This is a genomic window from Candidatus Abawacabacteria bacterium, assembly GCA_016207805.1.
GTDB lineage: Bacteria > Patescibacteriota > Gracilibacteria > RBG-16-42-10 > RBG-16-42-10 > JACQZO01.
The window spans coordinates 23,208-39,428 of sequence record JACQZO010000011.1 but is presented as its reverse complement, the minus strand read 5'-3'; the positions used below and the strand labels follow the sequence as shown (position 1 = coordinate 39,428).

Below are 16,221 nucleotides of genomic sequence, written 5' to 3'. Positions count from 1 at the left end.
TTAGGAAGTAGGATTAATTCTTAAACTTCTGCGCCAATATTCTAAAATATCTTTCAATGTCTGCTCGATAGAATATTCAGAACTATAAAGCTTTAAGATATTAGATGTTTTACTAATATCCGCAACTAATAAGGTAGTATCTTGTAATCGCACTTTATCATTATCAATTACTACAGCAACAGGCACATTTATAAATGAAAGTATCCTGTTGAGCAAATCACCTAGCCTATAACCAGTACCACTACCTACATTATATGTTTGATACATTTCTCCTTTCAAAAGAAGTTCATAATAGATTTTCACAATGTCTCTTACATCTAAAAAGTCCCGAACTGACTCAACATTCCCCACCCTTATCATCGGCGGTTGCATTCCCAATTCAATCGCAGCTGCTTGACGACACCAGTCTGATAAAACATATTCGTTAGTTTGCCCAGGACCCGTGTGATTGAAACTACGAGCAATCATCCAAGGCACCTGATAATTGAGCAATGCTTTCTCTGTATCTACTCGAGATTGGGCATAGGGAGAGCTGGGTCGCGTCTCTTGCAGCTCAGTAATTGGCGTCTTGGAAGGAGCTCCATATACGACTGCTGAAGACACATACAAAAAGCGTGCTAGAGGAACCGTCTCTTGCAAAACATCCAGCAAATTTATTGTGCCTTCTACATTTATTTTACGCACTAGTTCTGGCTCTTGAAAGCTTGTCTTTACCAAACTATAACCAGCCAAATGAAATACTAATTCCGGCTTTATAGTTCTGATAGTCTGAGAAACAAAATCCTTATCAGTTATATCTCCTAAATAAACTCCGACTTGATTTGTTGAGCGCCTTCCGATTCCCCAAACTTGATGGCCATTTTTTTTGAGAAAATCAACCAAGTACGTTCCCACAAAGCCGGTGGCACCAGTAACCAAAACCTTCATAATTTAGCCGGAAAGCAAGAGCATTATTAATGGCGCGAGTGTAAAAATCAACCCGCAATCACTATAAATTAATGATAAACTATCACCTTATACAAAGGAAGTTACCATGGCCATGATTATCATGCATAGCAAACACAGGACCTAAAAAATCAAAATCAACAGGATAAATATCTCTTTTTAGCTCATCAATGTAAAGCACTTGCTTGAATGTCCTATTAAGATAATCAAAATATTCTCGTGAATCTACGCCAGCATGACGGTTGCCATGATCCCAAAATTCAGTAAAGACAACCAGATTGGTAGCATTATCAATAAAAGATTGACCACTTTTTAGTACAAAATAATCGTATCCCTGAGCATCAATTTTGATAATAGTTGGCTGCAAAGATTTCATACGGATAAATGTATCCAAACGAAGACACTCTACAGTTTGTATTTCTCTATCTGGCGAGAAATACAATTGATGATCACCTTTGTTATGATTAGACAAAAATAGCTCTTTCAAACCATCGTCCTCAGCTATGGCTATTTTTAGTGGTTCAACCGTTGCAATATTGTTTGCGCCAATATTTTTTTGTAACAGCTCATAATTTCTTTTTTCTGGTTCAAAAGCGTATACGAAACCCATCTGGGGCATGATTTTTTGTGCAGCCAGCAGGGCATAATAACCAATATTAGCGCCGACATCGATTACTACACTATTCGCTGCCGTAAATGCCAAAAAAAGCTCACTTTCATAAGGCTCATAATCATCTCGAGCCACTGAACTTCCCACAAAAGAATCATCATCATCCCAATAAAGATGGAAGTTGTATTTTTGACTAGTAGAATATTGCTCCATAAACTTTAGTTATAATTATAGGGCATATCAAAAATGCCCAAAACTCTAGAAGCAGGATTTACATAGAAACAATAAGCTTTATCTTTCCATACATGGGTAACAGTATATTTCATATCCCCTATCGCCATAGTAAGAAAGAACTTGCCTTTAAGGAGGGTAATTTTTGCTAAGCAAATAATAACCTCATTATAGCCAGGTTTAAGATTAGGCAAGTGAGTGTTTTTTATCTCAGTATTAGATCCAAAAAGATAATTGTCTTTGTCGTCATAAATAATGAAGCCAAAATTGGGGTCTTTCACCTCTATTTCTGACTGAATACCCACTTTTACGATGATATCGTCCCCACTCACAAAAGTACTATTCTCATGACCAAATTTATCAATGAAAGTTACTGAAACTATATCAACCAAGAGCTTCTTCTCAACAGATTCATTGTTTTTCTTATTTTGGACCACTTTCTCAGTAGAGCTTTCTTTATCGGTATAAAGGTAGTGCTCGATTACTTTGTTGGGATCTCCTATCATTGCAATATTACCATCTTTCAGATAAATCACCCGATTGCAAAACTGACGAATAGCTTCTAAATCATGAGAAACAAAAATGATTGTCTTTCCTGCTTTGCGAAATTGACGGAAGGTATCAAAACATTTTTGTTGAAAGCTGGCATCTCCCACTGCCAAGACTTCATCTAGAAGAATAATATCGCTATCAGCCTGAATGGCTACAGCAAAAGCTAAACGAACCTGCATACCACTAGAAAAAAATTTCAACTTTTGATCAACAAATTCTGCTAATTCTGCGAACTGAATAATGGCATCAAAACGCTCGTCAATTTGTGCTTTCGAAAGGCCCAAAATCGCCGCATTAAGATAAACATTTTCTCGTGCTGTCATTTCAGGAGTAAAACCGACGCCCAATTCTAAAAATGGTGAGATTCTACCTTTAACATGTAAGTTACTACCTGAATCAGCCTTATAAATTTGTGCCAATATTTTTAAAAGTGTCGACTTACCAGAACCATTGCGTCCAATAATCCCGAAAAATTCGCCCTTTTTGACTGAAAAACTAACATTATCCAGGACCTTAAAAACTCTTTTTGGATTGCGTCTGTGTAAATTAAAGAGAGTATCTTTAAGCGTATTACGTTTCTCTGCAGGCACAATAAAAGTTTTGCTTAAATTGTGAACTGTAATAATAGCTTCTTGAGGCGCAAGCTTTTTTTTCTGCTTTTTAGCAAGTTTTCTAAAGTTTTTCATAAAATTTATAGTTCTTCAGCAGCCCGAGGTTCTAAGTAAGAAAATGTTAATAAACCCACGGCAAAAACTACTAGAGCAGCAATATAGATATAAACCCATCCAGCCATACTGGGCAAAGCTCCCTCCACCAACAGCAGCCGAGCATATTGAATAATACCAGTAATGGGATTGAGCAATAAGAAAAATTGATATTTTTCAGGAACAAAATGCAAAGGATAAACTATAGGGGAAAGCCAAAAACCGAGTTGGACAACAACTTCCCAAATCTGATTAATATCTCGAAATTTAATATATAGAGCAGCCAAGGTGAGAGAAATACCTACCGTAAGAATATACAATGGTATCAATAATAACGGGAATAAAAATACACAAGTAGTGAAGGATAATCCTGCAAAAAGTGCAAACAACAAAAAGACCAGGAGATTAAAAAACAAGCCGATGAAGGCACTAACAGTGGATGCTAAGACAACAATAATCCGAGGGAAATATACTTTTTTGATAATGCCAATCTTACTTGCCAAAGAGCCTAAACCCATAGTAGTAGATTCAGTAAAAAAATTCCAAATCATAATACCCAGTAGCAAATAAAGCTGATAATTAGGAATATCCCAACGGACAAAAGTAGAAAATACAAACCACATTACTCCAAAGAGCGACAATGGTTTAAGCAAAGACCATAAGTAACCCAAATAAGAACCATAATAACGCAGCTTAAAATCATTAGCCGCGATTACCCATAATAATTGCCAAAAGCTATTTTTTTTCATTGGCTAAATTAGCGAACAAAGGCATAACTTTTTTAGCATACTCATCCCAAGAGAACAATGTTGCTTGCAATAAAGCTTTCTTTTGTAAATCGCTTTTTATTGCTTGATTCGAGAGCACATTTTGCAAAGCCACACTCAATTGCTCTGATTTAGTGGGGTCAAAATAGAGCACAGCATCCCCACCCACTTCCGGCAAACTTGATGCGTTAGAACTGACACAAGCAGTTCCGCATGCCATAGCTTCTAGAAGCGGCAAACCAAAACCTTCATAAATACTAGGGAAAACAAATACAGCAGCTCCTGTATAAAGCGCTGGCATGTCTTCCCTACTTACATAATCTGTCACCAAAATATCTTCTTTGAACGGAGAGTTCATAATCTTTGCTATGATAGGCTCATATTTCCATCCCTTCTTACCAGCAATAACTAGTTTGTGCTTTAGCTTCGTCCTTTGGCGCAAAAATTCGTATGCTTCGACCAAGCAAGCAACATTTTTTCGCGGCTCGATAGTCCCTAGATAAAGTATATATGGTTCATAAATACCATACTTTTGTAATACAGCGGAGTCATTGGTCGGCACAAACATCGGATCCTTACCGAGATAAATCATTGCGGTTTTACCTTGGGCCCGAGGATACAAACGCAGCAAATCATTGACCGTATTATCTGAATAGCAAAGTAGCAGATCACTGTTTTTCACAATTATTGGCAAAAATATTTTGTGAATAATGGTACTCATTGATAAGTGAACTTGAGGTAAGAGCACAGGGGTAAGATCGAGAATAGTATTGATACGAAGAATATATTTGGGCAAGTTGAAGGGACCCGAGTGATTCATATTCCATACTGCATCAAGCTTGAGAGTTTTTAGTAAACGCGGTACTAAAAAAAGAATCCTAAAACTAGCATAGGCAGGAATATTGCGATAGTTTGGGATGATGTAATGTTCAGTATTAGCAAAAAAACTATTTTCTCTAGTATGCACGAACACATAGGTATTCTCGGTATCGTTTTTTAACAGAGATTTGATTACCTCTTTTACATAGATATGGACACCGGCATATTGCTCATCCACTGGATCGGCAATGATCGCTATACGCATATTACTTACTTAAATATCGATATAACTCTAGGTACTGATGCACTGTATCATCCCAAGAGAACAATTTGTGGGCAATAGAAATATATTGCTTTTGGAAAGCAGCATGAAGTGATTCTACTATAGCAGCTGATGTTGGCTTCTCGATAAAAATCACCTTGCCACTTACCACTTCAGGTAATGAATCTATACGACTCACAATCAATGGAATTTTCATAGCTGACACTTCAGCCGCCAAAAATCCAAAGCCTTCACATAAAGATGGTACTACAACGGTATTAGCCATAGAAAAATAACTAGGCAACTCTACTCGAGGTACTGAATCCAATAGTAAAACACTATTCTGCAAATTATATCTACGAATGAGCTTTTCTACCTTTTTTCTTTGTCTAGCAGGCTCTTTAGCCAACAATAACACAAACTTCCACCGATCTGTTCTTTGTTCTTTGCTCTCTAATCTTTGCACTTCTCTTATTGCCTCTAGTAGTAGAAATACCCCTTTCGTCACCGCAGGTCGACCAGCGAATAGACAAACCAATTGTTCTTTTCCAATATTTAATTGCTCTCTCAGCGCCCAATTCACTTTTTGAGGCTGAAATAATTGGCTATCAATGCCATTATAGATATGAGTTATTTGTTTTGGATAAATACCAAGCCGCAACAATTGTTTTTTGGTGCTTTCGGATACCGTGACATAATGATCATATCGATAACGAAATAGAAACTTTTCATACAAAAAGGCTTGTAAACCATAGCAGCCAAATCTTAACCAACGAGTATTGAGATACTCATGCACTAGTAAAAGTACCTTTGCATTCGTATAGGGTCGTAATCGTGCTGCCAATACGCCTGAACTGTACGTAGCGGCTTGAATAATATCAGCATCTTTTACCAACCTCTTAGCCACAGAAAAAGCTTGATAGGGAAATAGTGCTCTATGCCAAGTACTGACACGATAAACATGCACACGGTTGTATACTTCTTCAGAAGCAGCCTGATGAACCTCCTGAGTAATAACCACAACTTGATGATCTTTAGCTAAACTTTCGGCTAACTTTTGGTACAAAGTTTCTGCTCCGCCCACTGCCGGATAATAATAATCCACAATAAGCACTATTTTCATATTTTTCTATGTTCCAACTGCTTATACCAGAACTGTAGCGAAAGCAGAAACCAAAGGGTGAAAGTGAAATAAAAGGTAACATTATGTTTAGCAAATTCATGCCACCCATCTCCCAAAAAGGTTAAAGCAATCTGTAAAGGAAGCAATAAAGGTAAAATAATGAGTAAAATTGTATCGAGCTTAATCTTCTTTCTTTTTAAAAGATATACTCCCTGAATTATACTCAATAAAAATCCTGGCCAAAGAGCATAGGGAAAAACTCTTTGCCAAATAGCAGCGATACTAAAATCAATAACCAGCTGTTCAGAAAACTCTTTGGTACGATTGCCTAAATTATCTGGTCTAGCACTGCTCTGTAATAAGCGAAACGCATGCGCGCTATTATTTAAGAGCAATCGCGGATGGGTAAGGTAATAAACGAGTATTTTAGTGTGATTTACTTTGCTAAAAAACTCTTCTTTGAGTGGTGATTTCTCTATTTCTGCAGCCCAAAAGTCCTTACCAACGAAAGCAACATAACGAGTATCAGCTAAGGAAAAGTCCACTAAAACCTGAGTATAATTACTTTCGGTCACCAACCCTTTAAAAAAACTGTTAAATATATTAGGGCTTTCACGAATGTTTTGATTAATTATTTGTTGAAATAGAATCGCGATACAAAAACATACCATTACTATCACTCGGGATTTAAAGTGCTCCATCCCCTTATATTTCCAGAGTAAAGGAAGAAAAAGTAGCACAAATAATAGATTAGCGACTTTAGTCAAAGCTAATAGAGAAACAAGTAGCAGTTCAAACCAAAAGTGCCCACGCCTTGCCTGAAAAACAGCCACAAATCCTAAGAAACAAATGAAGCCAGCACTTTCCTGATAAAAAGAGTTAAAATATGCGGTGAAAAGTGTATCCGACAAGGTGATAGTAGTAATTGCGAAAAAAACCACTAAAGCTAGCCACTTTTTTATAAAACTATTTTTGATAAAAAAGTAATACACCACACTATAAAAGAAGCTGTGTATTGTTCCCAATAATAATAAAGGGAAAAAAGAAGTTTCGAGCATCTGAGTGAAACTATATGCAAGGAACACAAAAAGTAGACCAGAACTGATCAGAGTCCCATGCCATTGACCAGTTTTAAGAAAGAGCAAATTGAGATAGCTATAAAAATTATCCTGGTCTTGAGCTAGGTACACAAAACCCATAGGGTTCATTAATCGCCAATAATCATGATTGTCAGCTAAGCCCAAAGGATGTGGCCAAATAATAATTCGGACCAGCAATAGAAAAAAGAGTATTGCCAAACCAATATGAATTGCTGTAGCCCTAGATATACTTACTCCTTGGTCTGTTCTAGCAAGCATTTGGCATCCTTTAGCGCCTGTTCCCTAATTACTTTAGTCAATCGCATTTCTAAATTTTCATACGCGGTAATCAGTTGAAAAACAATATAAAATAAAATTACGATGGCAGAAAAAATCAGGACATTTAATCCAGACTTAATACCCAAAAAACCTGACAAACGATCTACTGATCCAGGCCAAGCACCCAAGAAGCCAAAACCTCCCCAAATAAAAGTCCAGGTAAGTAATTCTCGCCAAGTTCTTTGGTCTCTACGAAAATAAGAGATGCCATTGGCAATCATAATTAGCGCAAAGAGGGGCGCAATAAGATTGATGAGAGAGAACTCCATGGAAGAATTACAAATTACAAATCTTGTGGTGAGCGATAGCCGAACCCATACAAATTACAAATGATGGACGAAATTAGCAAATACTGGGACTTCTCATTAACATTGAGATGCTTAGCAAATTTAGATTTTAGATTTTAGACTTCCCTACCTTCTCATAAGACTTCTCACAATTAGTTTAAATACTGTTACAAAACCCGTAGAAAGATTTTGTCCCTTAGATAAGGTTTCTTTGGAATAATAAACATGAATGGGATATTCTGCATAAGAAAGATTACTTTCTGAAACTTCACGAATTATTTCACTACAAAATTCAAAGCCATTAGCGGTAATATTGATATACTGTAGCGCCTTTCGTGAGAATACCTTTAGTCCTGATTGACTATCAGAAAGATAAATACCTGACAGGGCAAAGGTGATCACATTACCAACCATATTAGCTAGACGGCGCAAAAGCGGCACATGATTTTCCTGTAAAAACCTACTACCAAATACTACGTCTTTTTTTTGTTCTTCAATAAAACTCACCAAAGTATCAATATCAGCTACTTCATGCTGCCCATCAGCATCACAAGTGATTACATAGGGAGCTTTAGTACATTGATAAGCATACGTAAGGCCGGTCTGGGTTGCCGCTCCAGCCCCACAATTAACGGCATGGCGCAAGACAATAGCACCAGCCTTTTCCGCTATTTCTTGAGTATTATCTGTGCTGCCATCATCTACTACAATAACTACATATCCTTTGCTTTTTAATTTTTGAATCAAGGACTGAATATGGCCAGCTTCATTTAATGCCGGCAAAACCACCGCATTAAGCTCCGTATTAATAGCATCTGTTCCTTCCATTAGTAATTTGTAATTAGTAATTTGTAATTGCGCTGCTAAGGTATTTCAAAGAGCACAATTCCTTCTTTGAACTTTGCTGGATCCGTAGGAACAATTGCTTTTAGATGAGTAGAAGCGAAGTTAGTGAAGCGATTCACCTTTTGATGTAAAGTGCCATTTTTATCCTTTTCGATAGTCTGAGTATTGGTATCATATACCAGATAACGGAATCCCAAATCTTTTAACCTTTGCGCTGTACGAGCATTGTCTAAACCAGCACCATCAATACACTTGAAAGCATCTAGCTGGGGATCATCGAACACACGTTCGCGATTATCATCAATGAAATAATTAATAAAAGTACCAACACGATAAATATAGTGTCCCTGGTCAGTATTAAGTTTTTTCAAAATAGCAGGATACTGAGCATTAGTAGTAGCCAGTACTTGTTCTTCTGTTTTTAAGCCAAAAGCAAAACTCAACATATTAGTATTGCTAAAACGAGATTCGCGCAAAAAGAGCATTGAGCTTACAGAGATAATAATTATAATGGTTAGCCCAACTCGCATGATCACATGTAGTTGGGTAGCTAACTGCCAACTGCGTACGACTAATAGCAAAGCAAATAAAAAGCCTGCCACCCCATACCAAGGCACACCAGAGGCCACAAAAAGCCAAAAGTACCAAGAAACCAAGAACAGTGCAGTACTATTTTGCCAAAACTCTACTAGCTCTTTTTCTTCAGTTTGTTTTGTTAAACCAATTGCCTGAGGAATCAAAGCCAAAAGAAAAAAGAACGGCGTATAGGTAATAAATTCATAAGTTTTACTAGGCCAAATACCCAACCAATACAAGAGTAGGGGGACAACAAATAAAAGGACCACAATACTTATTCGCCACCAGCCATGGCCTAGCAGTAACAACAAGGGAATAAAAGCTAAAAATAAAAAACTAATATCAACATAAAAGCCAGCTTGATTAATATTCATGGTCATATCCCAAGGTAAACCAAGATAACGAGTAGGACCTGCTGCTGATGCAATATATCGTCCTAACTCTTCTTGTCCACCCGTTGCAGAGCAAGCTGCAACATTAACTCCAATTTTAGACCAATTTAAAGTAGGTGCTGGGGAAGGCCCACCAAAAAGCAAGGTGTCTACAGTAATAGTGGGACTTTCCGCAATATTTTTGATCAACCAGGGCACCAAAATAATGCCAAGGGAAATGCCAAAAATAACCATTGCCCGAATAAAGAAAATAATCTTTTCCTTACGAAGGAAGACAAATGAAAGACCAATAATAGCAATCAAAAGCGACAATCTGCCAGTCCACAATCTAAAATCCGCCGAAATATCTATCGCTCGGACAAAAAAGTAGAAATAAATACTGTGGAGAAAAGCAAATGCAGCAACGCCACTGAATGGCCCGGAGAAACGCCAGGCTAACACAGCTACTAAGGCAAAAAGGGCAATTGCTGTAGTAATCTTTATTGCTAAAGCGGTTCCTAATATAGCACCAGCGATAGCCAGAAGCTGCCAAAATAATCGGGTAGCCTTGGTTTCCCGTAGAACTAAAAAGAGCACCAAAAATCCCACTACAATGAAAAAGAATAATGGCATGTCAGTTTTCATATCAGCGAAAGACTGATGCATAGTCATTGGTAGCAAATACATTATTGTCGCCATCAATAAACCTGCTTCTGCCGAAATAAATTGTTTACCAAAAGCATAAAGCGCATATATAGCTAAGACACCGCCAAACCAAGAGAAGAACAATGCTAATGTAGTTGAATTGAACAGAATAAATCCTAAGGCTGATATCAACATATAAGCCTGCCCAGGATACCCCTGCAATAGCGCACCATGAGAAGCGATTTGGCGCGGAAAGTTCATATAAACACCCAAATCATCCCAACCAATTGGAAAGGGTCGTATCAAATCAATTACATTCATTGCCAAAACTAGAGCCAAAGCTGCTAGTAAAAACCACGAAATAGTATTATAGCTAAAAACCATATGAATTGGCGCCCAATAAATGTCATTCAATACCTTGCGCCATACTGAATAAGAAAATAGTAACGCAACTAGAGCAATGAAAATAATAGGGACAAAAGTATATAGCTGAAACTGGCCTAAAATTGCTCCCAACCAAATAAAGATCGTGAGCCCAAGTGCAGCGGCGATTGAAACTCTCACTGCTCTCTCTGCAAAGTCAATTTTTAGTAATTGCAGCACACGATAACCCACCCCCGCCGAAAGAGTAAGTACCACTAGCAAAACCAAAGCAATTGTTAACCAGTAGCTAAAAAAAGACCAAATGGCAGAAAAAAAGCTTATCTGATTTTGAGTATAAAATATTGAATCAAAAAAGTAGAAACCTAAAACAAAGAGCAACAAAATATTAAAATAGCCAAATAAAGTAATAGGACGCGTTGTCCATTGCACTTTGGCACTCTCTTTATATACCCAAGCAGAGAAAGAAATAGCAAAGACTATAAGAGCAATCAGAATAATCACCTTCCACACGATACCAGGAGAGCAATAGACAACGCCTATACCAGGACAACTAAAAGCCTTGGCCAATGTTTGGCCCTGTCCTTTAAAAATTTGTTGTAAATTTAGATAGGAAGGATGGTACCAAAAGTAAGAACCGGTAATAAACAAAAGAAATAGCCAAGCACTTACTAATCGGAAATATTTTTCCATGGCAAAACATTATCGGCTGGAGTATAGCAAAATAGAGCACAATTCGAAATTTAAAACCATTGAGCTCCATTTCGCACTTCGAACTACTAACTTCGCATTTAAAAAAGCAGCTTCCTCAACGTATAGGAAACTGCTTTTTTACAACAAAAGTCGCTATTTATTTCTTAACTACTAACTTTTTAGTAGCACTGGACTTCTTGCGAGCAGCACTATTTTGACTAATAACATTTTTCTTAGCTGCAGTATCAAAGGCCTTAAATAAGGCAGGCAATAATTTTTCGGCAGCACTCATTTTTTTATCAGCCAACAAACGATTGAACTCTTTCATTTTTGACTTATAGCCATCTTTGGTGCGCTCATTAATAACACGCTTGCGCTCATTTACGCGGACATTTTTAAATACAGACTTGATTACTGGCATAGTGAAAATGATACAAAAAGCACGTGCAAACTACACGACTTCACTATGGATTGTCAATTTAATTTCTCCCAGAGAATAGATTAATTCCCCTTCAGCTCCTACAATCCTTTACAAGAATGAAATAACGTTTTACAATTATATGATTACTTTCACTCCAAATACAGCGTATGCCCAACCTTGAACCAGTACAGCAAATTCAAAATTTACTTGATCAAAGCGAGAACATTTTAATCATTTCCCACACCTCCATTGATGGGGATGGTATAGGTAGTGGCCTTGGCTTACAGATGGCACTAACCAAGATGGGAAAAAACGTAACCTTCTACTCTCGTCACCCCGTGCCAGAAGTGTTCAAATTCCTACCTGGCATTAATAACATTTCTACCGAATTCAGCCTAAACCAAGATTTTATTATTCAAATCGACACCTCACAAACCAAAATTGATAATGTTCGCACCGCTGAGGATGGCCAGAACTTAAAAATTATCATCACCCCAAAAAATGGCACTCTCAATAAAGAAGACATCAGACTACTAAGTGGTGGTAAAAAGATTGATCTAATCTTTACTTTGGATACCTCTAGTCTGGAGTATACGGGTTTAATGAATGGCCCTCAGGCTGAATTATTTTATGAAACTCCGGTAGTAAATATTGATCATCACATTACCAATGAACATTACGGAAAAGTGAACTTTGTCGATGTAGCAGCTACTTCCACAGCAGAATTAGTACTTACTTTGATTGAAACTTTAGAGCAACGGACACCTTTGATGGATGAAGATATGGCTACCTGCTTACTAAGTGGCGTGATCGTAGATACTGGCAGTTTCCAAAATGCTAACACGACACCAAAGGCTTTTGCCGTAGCTGCTCGATTGCTTACCGCTGGTGCTCGACAACAAGAAATAGTCCGTCATCTTTTTAAGATGCATGAGCTTTCTACTTTGCGCTTATGGGGTAAGGCTTTATCTCGACTAGAGCATGATCCAGAGTTACATCTGGCTTGGACCAGTGTTAGCCAATCAGACTTTACTGAAGTGAATGCTAGTGAAAGTGAATTAGACGGCCTCATGGATCAATTAATTACCAGTGCATCAGATGCCGATATTGTCTTTTTGATGAAAGAAACAGCAGATAATGGGGTGAAAATAAGTTTACGTTCATTAAAAAATATTGATGTAACGCCAATTGTGCTGCCTTTTGGCGGAGGAGGGCACCAAAGAGCTGCCGGATTTAAAATCACAGGTCAAGACTTCAAGAGCGCTCAAGAAACCGCCATTGAAGCAGTAAAAACATTCATGCGACAGCATCTAGCCAAAGATACGAGCAATGAAGCATTTCATCCGGTACAATCAACCATCAAGGAAGCAGTGACGCCGGTAGCAGTACAGAGCGAAGAGCTAAGAGCTGAGAGCTTAGATAGCGCCCCAGCAATGATGGAACAAAGTAAAGACACACTTCCAGAAGAAACACCATCTTCAGCCAATTCTGAATTCAGCATTCAGCATTCAGAATTGCCTCCCCTTCCTCAAGTAAATTACATCCCTGAAAACAAACCGGAAGAGACCATGCCGGCAGACATTTCTTATAGTCAAAGTTTTGACCCTCTGCCTCCTCAAGGAGTCAGCAAGGCTCAAGAACAAGCCTTACAAAAAGCTTATTCAGAACCAGAAAAACCTTTACCAGGAAATGACTTTCTAGGCTATACGCCGCCGGCAAAGAGCGAAACTATCATGAAAGAAAGCCAAGTTCAGACACCAGAAGAGAAAAAAGCTGCTGAAGTCCAACAGATGCCAACACCAATTACTTTGAAAGTCACGAAAGAAGACCAATAAAAGTCTGCGAGCACACAAGAGCTTACTCAGAGTGAACTTAACTCTGAGCGCGCTTGTGTTATTATCCAATAGACTTGATCTTTGTTCATGTTGGCTATCAAACAGAATATTCCACTTGCCCTTTACAGTTCTTTCCATATTGGTGGTCCAGCTGAGTTTTTTGTGGAAGTTAAAAATGCTGCAGAAGCAGTAGAGGCCCTAGATTATGCAGCGACAAACAAACTCACCACCTTCTTCTTGGGGGGCGGTACCAACATCTTATTTCCCGATCATGGATTATCCGGATTAACTATTCGTAGCAACATCAATCATATTGAACGAAATGATACTCAGCTAAAAGTAGGTAGTGGTGTCTATACAACAACATTGGCGCAGTTCTGTTTAGAACAAAGTTTATCAGGAATTGAAGCTCTGTTCGGCTTACCTGGAACTATTGGTGGAGCGATTCGAGGCAATGCAGGCTCTCTGGGAACCGAAATAAAAGATGTACTCCAAGAGGTAACAATCATTGATAATAAAAATCAGATCGTCACCCTACCTGCAGCAGATCTCGAATTTTCCTATCGAGAAAGTACTATCAAACACCACCCTCGCTTTGTGATTGAATGTACTATGACTCTCACATTGGGTGATCCTACAGAAATAAAAACCAAAATGGATGGAACAAAAAAGTGGCGAAAAGAAAAGCAGCCAGGAGGCTTCACTGCTGGTTCTTTTTTCAAAAATCCACCCGGAACATCAGCAGGACATCTAATTGATCAAGCCGGCCTCAAAGGATTTAGCATAGGAGATGCCCAAGTTTCTCTTAAACACGCCAACTTCTTGACTAATACTGGCAAAGCAACAAAAAAAGATGTTATGATGCTGGCGGCTCATATTAAGCAGGTAGTGTTAGAAAAATTTGGTATCCATTTAATAGAGGAAGTTAATATTGTTTGAATACATCATTTACTAAATCTTATGATTTTTAATATCCGTTGCAAAGGAATAACTTTACAAGATAAGAGTCACGACTATATCGAAAAAAAACTTACAGCACTAAAGAGATATTACCAACAGAATGACGTAGATAGTTATCAAACCAATGTTAGTATCGAACAAAATACGGCAAAAGATGGCGCCGAAGTGTATGTAGAAGTACGCATTGCCGTGGGCAAAAAGGTGTTCATTGCTGAAGAAAAAGCATCGACCGTAGAAGAAGGTATCGATTTAATTCATGACAAGCTAAAAACTCAGTTACAACGTTATAAAGAAAAGATGCAGGATCATCATGCTGAGTAAAGAAAATATTTTTCAAAGCTCGGCATGGGTTCAATTGCAGAATTCACTCCCTAATAGAGAAGCGGGATATATTGGACCAATACATTGGACTATCCTTCCTACCTCCTTTGGCAAGCGTTATTTTTTTATCAATCGCCCCCTATCTTTAGCTCAATTAGAAGAAAATTGGCCTAAACTAGTACTACTCGCCCGTCAAAAAAACTGCGCTTATATTAAACTCGAACCCGCTTGGGAAAAATCCGAAGCAAGTAGCCAGAAATTAAGCACAATGGGATTTCATCCTGCTCCTTTCCATATTCAGCCTGATACTACGCTCTATTTAGACTTAACTTTGTCTTTAGCGGAATTATTAAAACAAATGAAACCGAAAGGAAGATACAATATCAAGATCGCAGACAAACATAAGATAAATTATCGCGTATGGGATGGACGTGACACTGACATTGCAACACCAGTCGCGCAATTTTATGCACTACTAGAAACTACTGCCAAACGAGATCTTTTTGGCATTCATTCCCAAAGTTATTATCTCAATTTCCTAACCCGCCTCGTCCCCCATAGTAAGCTCTATTTAGCCTATTACCAAGATCAACCAATAGCAGGACTCATTGCCGTATTTTATAAGGAGCAGGCTATTTACTATTATGGTGCATCTGATTCAAATAAGCGTAACACCATGGCCACTTATGGTTTGCAATGGCAAGTGATTCAAGACGCTAAAAATGCAGGCATGAGAGTGTATGATTTTTTGGGCATAGCGCCAGAAGATAGCTCCTCTGAACACTCATGGTACGGAGTTACCGATTTTAAAAAAAAGTTTGGCGGGCATGTATATCAGTACCCAGGCACACTTCATTATCCCCTAGTACATTGGCAGTATTTTATTCTTCATTCTTTGAAACAAGCTTATTATGAGGGGAAAAAACTCCTTAGAACATTCAAGAAGCGGTACGTCAGAACCTAAAGGCCAATTTGATCGCGTCCTAGCAATAGTTGTTTTTGGTCTGATGCTTTTTGGTGTAATTATGATTAGCAGTGCCAGTGCTATTAATTCTTTTTTCAACACCAAAGGACAGACCACAGACTATTATTTCTGGAATCAATTAAGTTCTTTGGTGGTAGCTTTAGTCGCTTGGTTTGTGGTGCAACGCATTCCTTACCGCTTTTGGTATAAACATCGCTTATTCGTTTTAGGAGGTGCCATAGTGCTTTTGGCCACTGTGTTTACCCCCTTACGATCTGATTACAATACGATTGCACGGGGTTGGCTCAACATTCCTTTTTTACCCTCTATTCAACCTTCGGAGATAGCAAAAACCGCTTTTATTTTATATTTAGCAGCATTTTTTGATGGCCTCGGTCCTAAAATAAGAAACTTGAAAGAAGGCTTTATTCCTTTTGGCATTATTGTTGGCACTTTTGTGCTTTTTCTTTTAGCAGAACCTGATTTCGGG

At 38.1% G+C, this 16,221-nt stretch carries 15 protein-coding genes; 4 read left to right on the top strand and 11 right to left on the bottom strand.

The window, feature by feature from the left end; translation table 11 throughout:
* From HY817_03020 to HY817_02970, 11 genes are all read right to left on the bottom strand, one after another.
* On the bottom strand, window positions 1–927 hold the full coding sequence (locus HY817_03020) for a GDP-mannose 4,6-dehydratase (GenBank protein MBI4836206.1): 927 nt from the start codon (window positions 925–927) through the stop codon (window positions 1–3).
* Window positions 928–1,009: 82 nt separating this feature from the next.
* Window positions 1,010–1,768, bottom strand: coding sequence for an FkbM family methyltransferase (locus HY817_03015; protein ID MBI4836205.1), 759 nt, complete (start codon window positions 1,766–1,768; stop codon window positions 1,010–1,012).
* A 5-nt stretch (window positions 1,769–1,773) separates the two neighbouring features.
* Window positions 1,774–3,024 (bottom strand): ABC transporter ATP-binding protein, encoded by a 1,251-nt coding sequence (locus tag HY817_03010; GenBank protein ID MBI4836204.1) that lies wholly within the window; start codon window positions 3,022–3,024, stop codon window positions 1,774–1,776.
* Window positions 3,025–3,029: 5 nt separating this feature from the next.
* Window positions 3,030–3,791, bottom strand: a complete 762-nt coding sequence (locus HY817_03005; GenBank protein ID MBI4836203.1) for an ABC transporter permease — start codon at window positions 3,789–3,791, stop codon at window positions 3,030–3,032.
* Window positions 3,778–4,893: a glycosyltransferase family 4 protein gene (locus HY817_03000; protein ID MBI4836202.1), complete on the bottom strand. Its 1,116-nt coding sequence runs from the start codon at window positions 4,891–4,893 to the stop codon at window positions 3,778–3,780. The genes HY817_03005 and HY817_03000 overlap by 14 nt, the downstream gene beginning before the upstream one ends.
* A gap of 1 nt (window position 4,894) precedes the next feature.
* Entirely contained in the window at window positions 4,895–6,013 is a 1,119-nt protein-coding gene (locus HY817_02995) for a glycosyltransferase family 4 protein (protein ID MBI4836201.1), read from the bottom strand.
* A complete protein-coding gene (locus HY817_02990) occupies window positions 6,010–7,371 on the bottom strand; it encodes a hypothetical protein (GenBank protein MBI4836200.1) in 1,362 nt (453 codons plus the stop codon). Before HY817_02990 ends, HY817_02995 begins: the two co-directional genes overlap by 4 nt.
* Window positions 7,344–7,700, bottom strand: a complete 357-nt coding sequence (locus HY817_02985; protein ID MBI4836199.1) for a DUF2304 domain-containing protein — start codon at window positions 7,698–7,700, stop codon at window positions 7,344–7,346. The genes HY817_02990 and HY817_02985 overlap by 28 nt, the downstream gene beginning before the upstream one ends.
* Before the next feature lie 144 nt (window positions 7,701–7,844).
* Window positions 7,845–8,546, bottom strand: a complete 702-nt coding sequence (locus HY817_02980) for a glycosyltransferase family 2 protein (GenBank protein MBI4836198.1) — start codon at window positions 8,544–8,546, stop codon at window positions 7,845–7,847.
* Between the two features lie 35 nt (window positions 8,547–8,581).
* Window positions 8,582–11,230 (bottom strand): hypothetical protein, encoded by a 2,649-nt coding sequence (locus HY817_02975; GenBank protein ID MBI4836197.1) that lies wholly within the window; start codon window positions 11,228–11,230, stop codon window positions 8,582–8,584.
* A 157-nt stretch (window positions 11,231–11,387) separates the two neighbouring features.
* Window positions 11,388–11,651 (bottom strand): 30S ribosomal protein S20, encoded by a 264-nt coding sequence (locus HY817_02970; GenBank protein ID MBI4836196.1) that lies wholly within the window; start codon window positions 11,649–11,651, stop codon window positions 11,388–11,390.
* Between the two features lie 167 nt (window positions 11,652–11,818).
* On the opposite strand from HY817_02970, the gene HY817_02965 reads away from it, so the two are divergent.
* From HY817_02965 to HY817_02950, 4 genes are all read left to right on the top strand, one after another.
* Window positions 11,819–13,486 carry a bifunctional oligoribonuclease/PAP phosphatase NrnA gene (locus HY817_02965; GenBank protein ID MBI4836195.1) on the top strand — a complete coding sequence of 556 codons (1,668 nt, stop codon included), beginning with the start codon at window positions 11,819–11,821 and terminating at the stop codon, window positions 13,484–13,486.
* A gap of 87 nt (window positions 13,487–13,573) precedes the next feature.
* Window positions 13,574–14,425, top strand: a complete 852-nt coding sequence (gene murB / locus HY817_02960) for a UDP-N-acetylmuramate dehydrogenase (protein ID MBI4836194.1) — start codon at window positions 13,574–13,576, stop codon at window positions 14,423–14,425.
* Window positions 14,426–14,446: 21 nt separating this feature from the next.
* Window positions 14,447–14,767, top strand: a complete 321-nt coding sequence (gene raiA, locus HY817_02955; protein MBI4836193.1) for a ribosome-associated translation inhibitor RaiA — start codon at window positions 14,447–14,449, stop codon at window positions 14,765–14,767.
* Window positions 14,757–15,731 (top strand): peptidoglycan bridge formation glycyltransferase FemA/FemB family protein, encoded by a 975-nt coding sequence (locus tag HY817_02950; GenBank protein MBI4836192.1) that lies wholly within the window; start codon window positions 14,757–14,759, stop codon window positions 15,729–15,731. The genes raiA and HY817_02950 overlap by 11 nt, the downstream gene beginning before the upstream one ends.
* Window positions 15,732–16,221 lie beyond the last annotated feature (490 nt).

Excerpts from the sequence above, each read along its gene's own strand:
- HY817_03020 (MBI4836206.1), bottom strand. The coding sequence starts at position 927 with ATGAAGGTTTTGGTTACTGGTGCCACCGGCTTTGTGGGAACGTACTTG.
- HY817_03015 (MBI4836205.1), bottom strand. The coding sequence starts at position 1,768 with ATGGAGCAATATTCTACTAGTCAAAAATACAACTTCCATCTTTATTGG.
- HY817_03010 (MBI4836204.1), bottom strand. The coding sequence starts at position 3,024 with ATGAAAAACTTTAGAAAACTTGCTAAAAAGCAGAAAAAAAAGCTTGCG.
- HY817_03005 (MBI4836203.1), bottom strand. The coding sequence starts at position 3,791 with ATGAAAAAAAATAGCTTTTGGCAATTATTATGGGTAATCGCGGCTAAT.
- HY817_03000 (MBI4836202.1), bottom strand. The coding sequence starts at position 4,893 with ATGCGTATAGCGATCATTGCCGATCCAGTGGATGAGCAATATGCCGGT.
- HY817_02995 (MBI4836201.1), bottom strand. The coding sequence starts at position 6,013 with ATGAAAATAGTGCTTATTGTGGATTATTATTATCCGGCAGTGGGCGGA.
- HY817_02990 (MBI4836200.1), bottom strand. The coding sequence starts at position 7,371 with ATGCTTGCTAGAACAGACCAAGGAGTAAGTATATCTAGGGCTACAGCA.
- HY817_02985 (MBI4836199.1), bottom strand. The coding sequence starts at position 7,700 with ATGGAGTTCTCTCTCATCAATCTTATTGCGCCCCTCTTTGCGCTAATT.
- HY817_02980 (MBI4836198.1), bottom strand. The coding sequence starts at position 8,546 with ATGGAAGGAACAGATGCTATTAATACGGAGCTTAATGCGGTGGTTTTG.
- HY817_02975 (MBI4836197.1), bottom strand. The coding sequence starts at position 11,230 with ATGGAAAAATATTTCCGATTAGTAAGTGCTTGGCTATTTCTTTTGTTT.
- HY817_02970 (MBI4836196.1), bottom strand. The coding sequence starts at position 11,651 with ATGCCAGTAATCAAGTCTGTATTTAAAAATGTCCGCGTAAATGAGCGC.
- HY817_02965 (MBI4836195.1), top strand. The coding sequence starts at position 11,819 with ATGCCCAACCTTGAACCAGTACAGCAAATTCAAAATTTACTTGATCAA.
- murB (MBI4836194.1), top strand. The coding sequence starts at position 13,574 with ATGTTGGCTATCAAACAGAATATTCCACTTGCCCTTTACAGTTCTTTC.
- raiA (MBI4836193.1), top strand. The coding sequence starts at position 14,447 with ATGATTTTTAATATCCGTTGCAAAGGAATAACTTTACAAGATAAGAGT.
- HY817_02950 (MBI4836192.1), top strand. The coding sequence starts at position 14,757 with ATGCTGAGTAAAGAAAATATTTTTCAAAGCTCGGCATGGGTTCAATTG.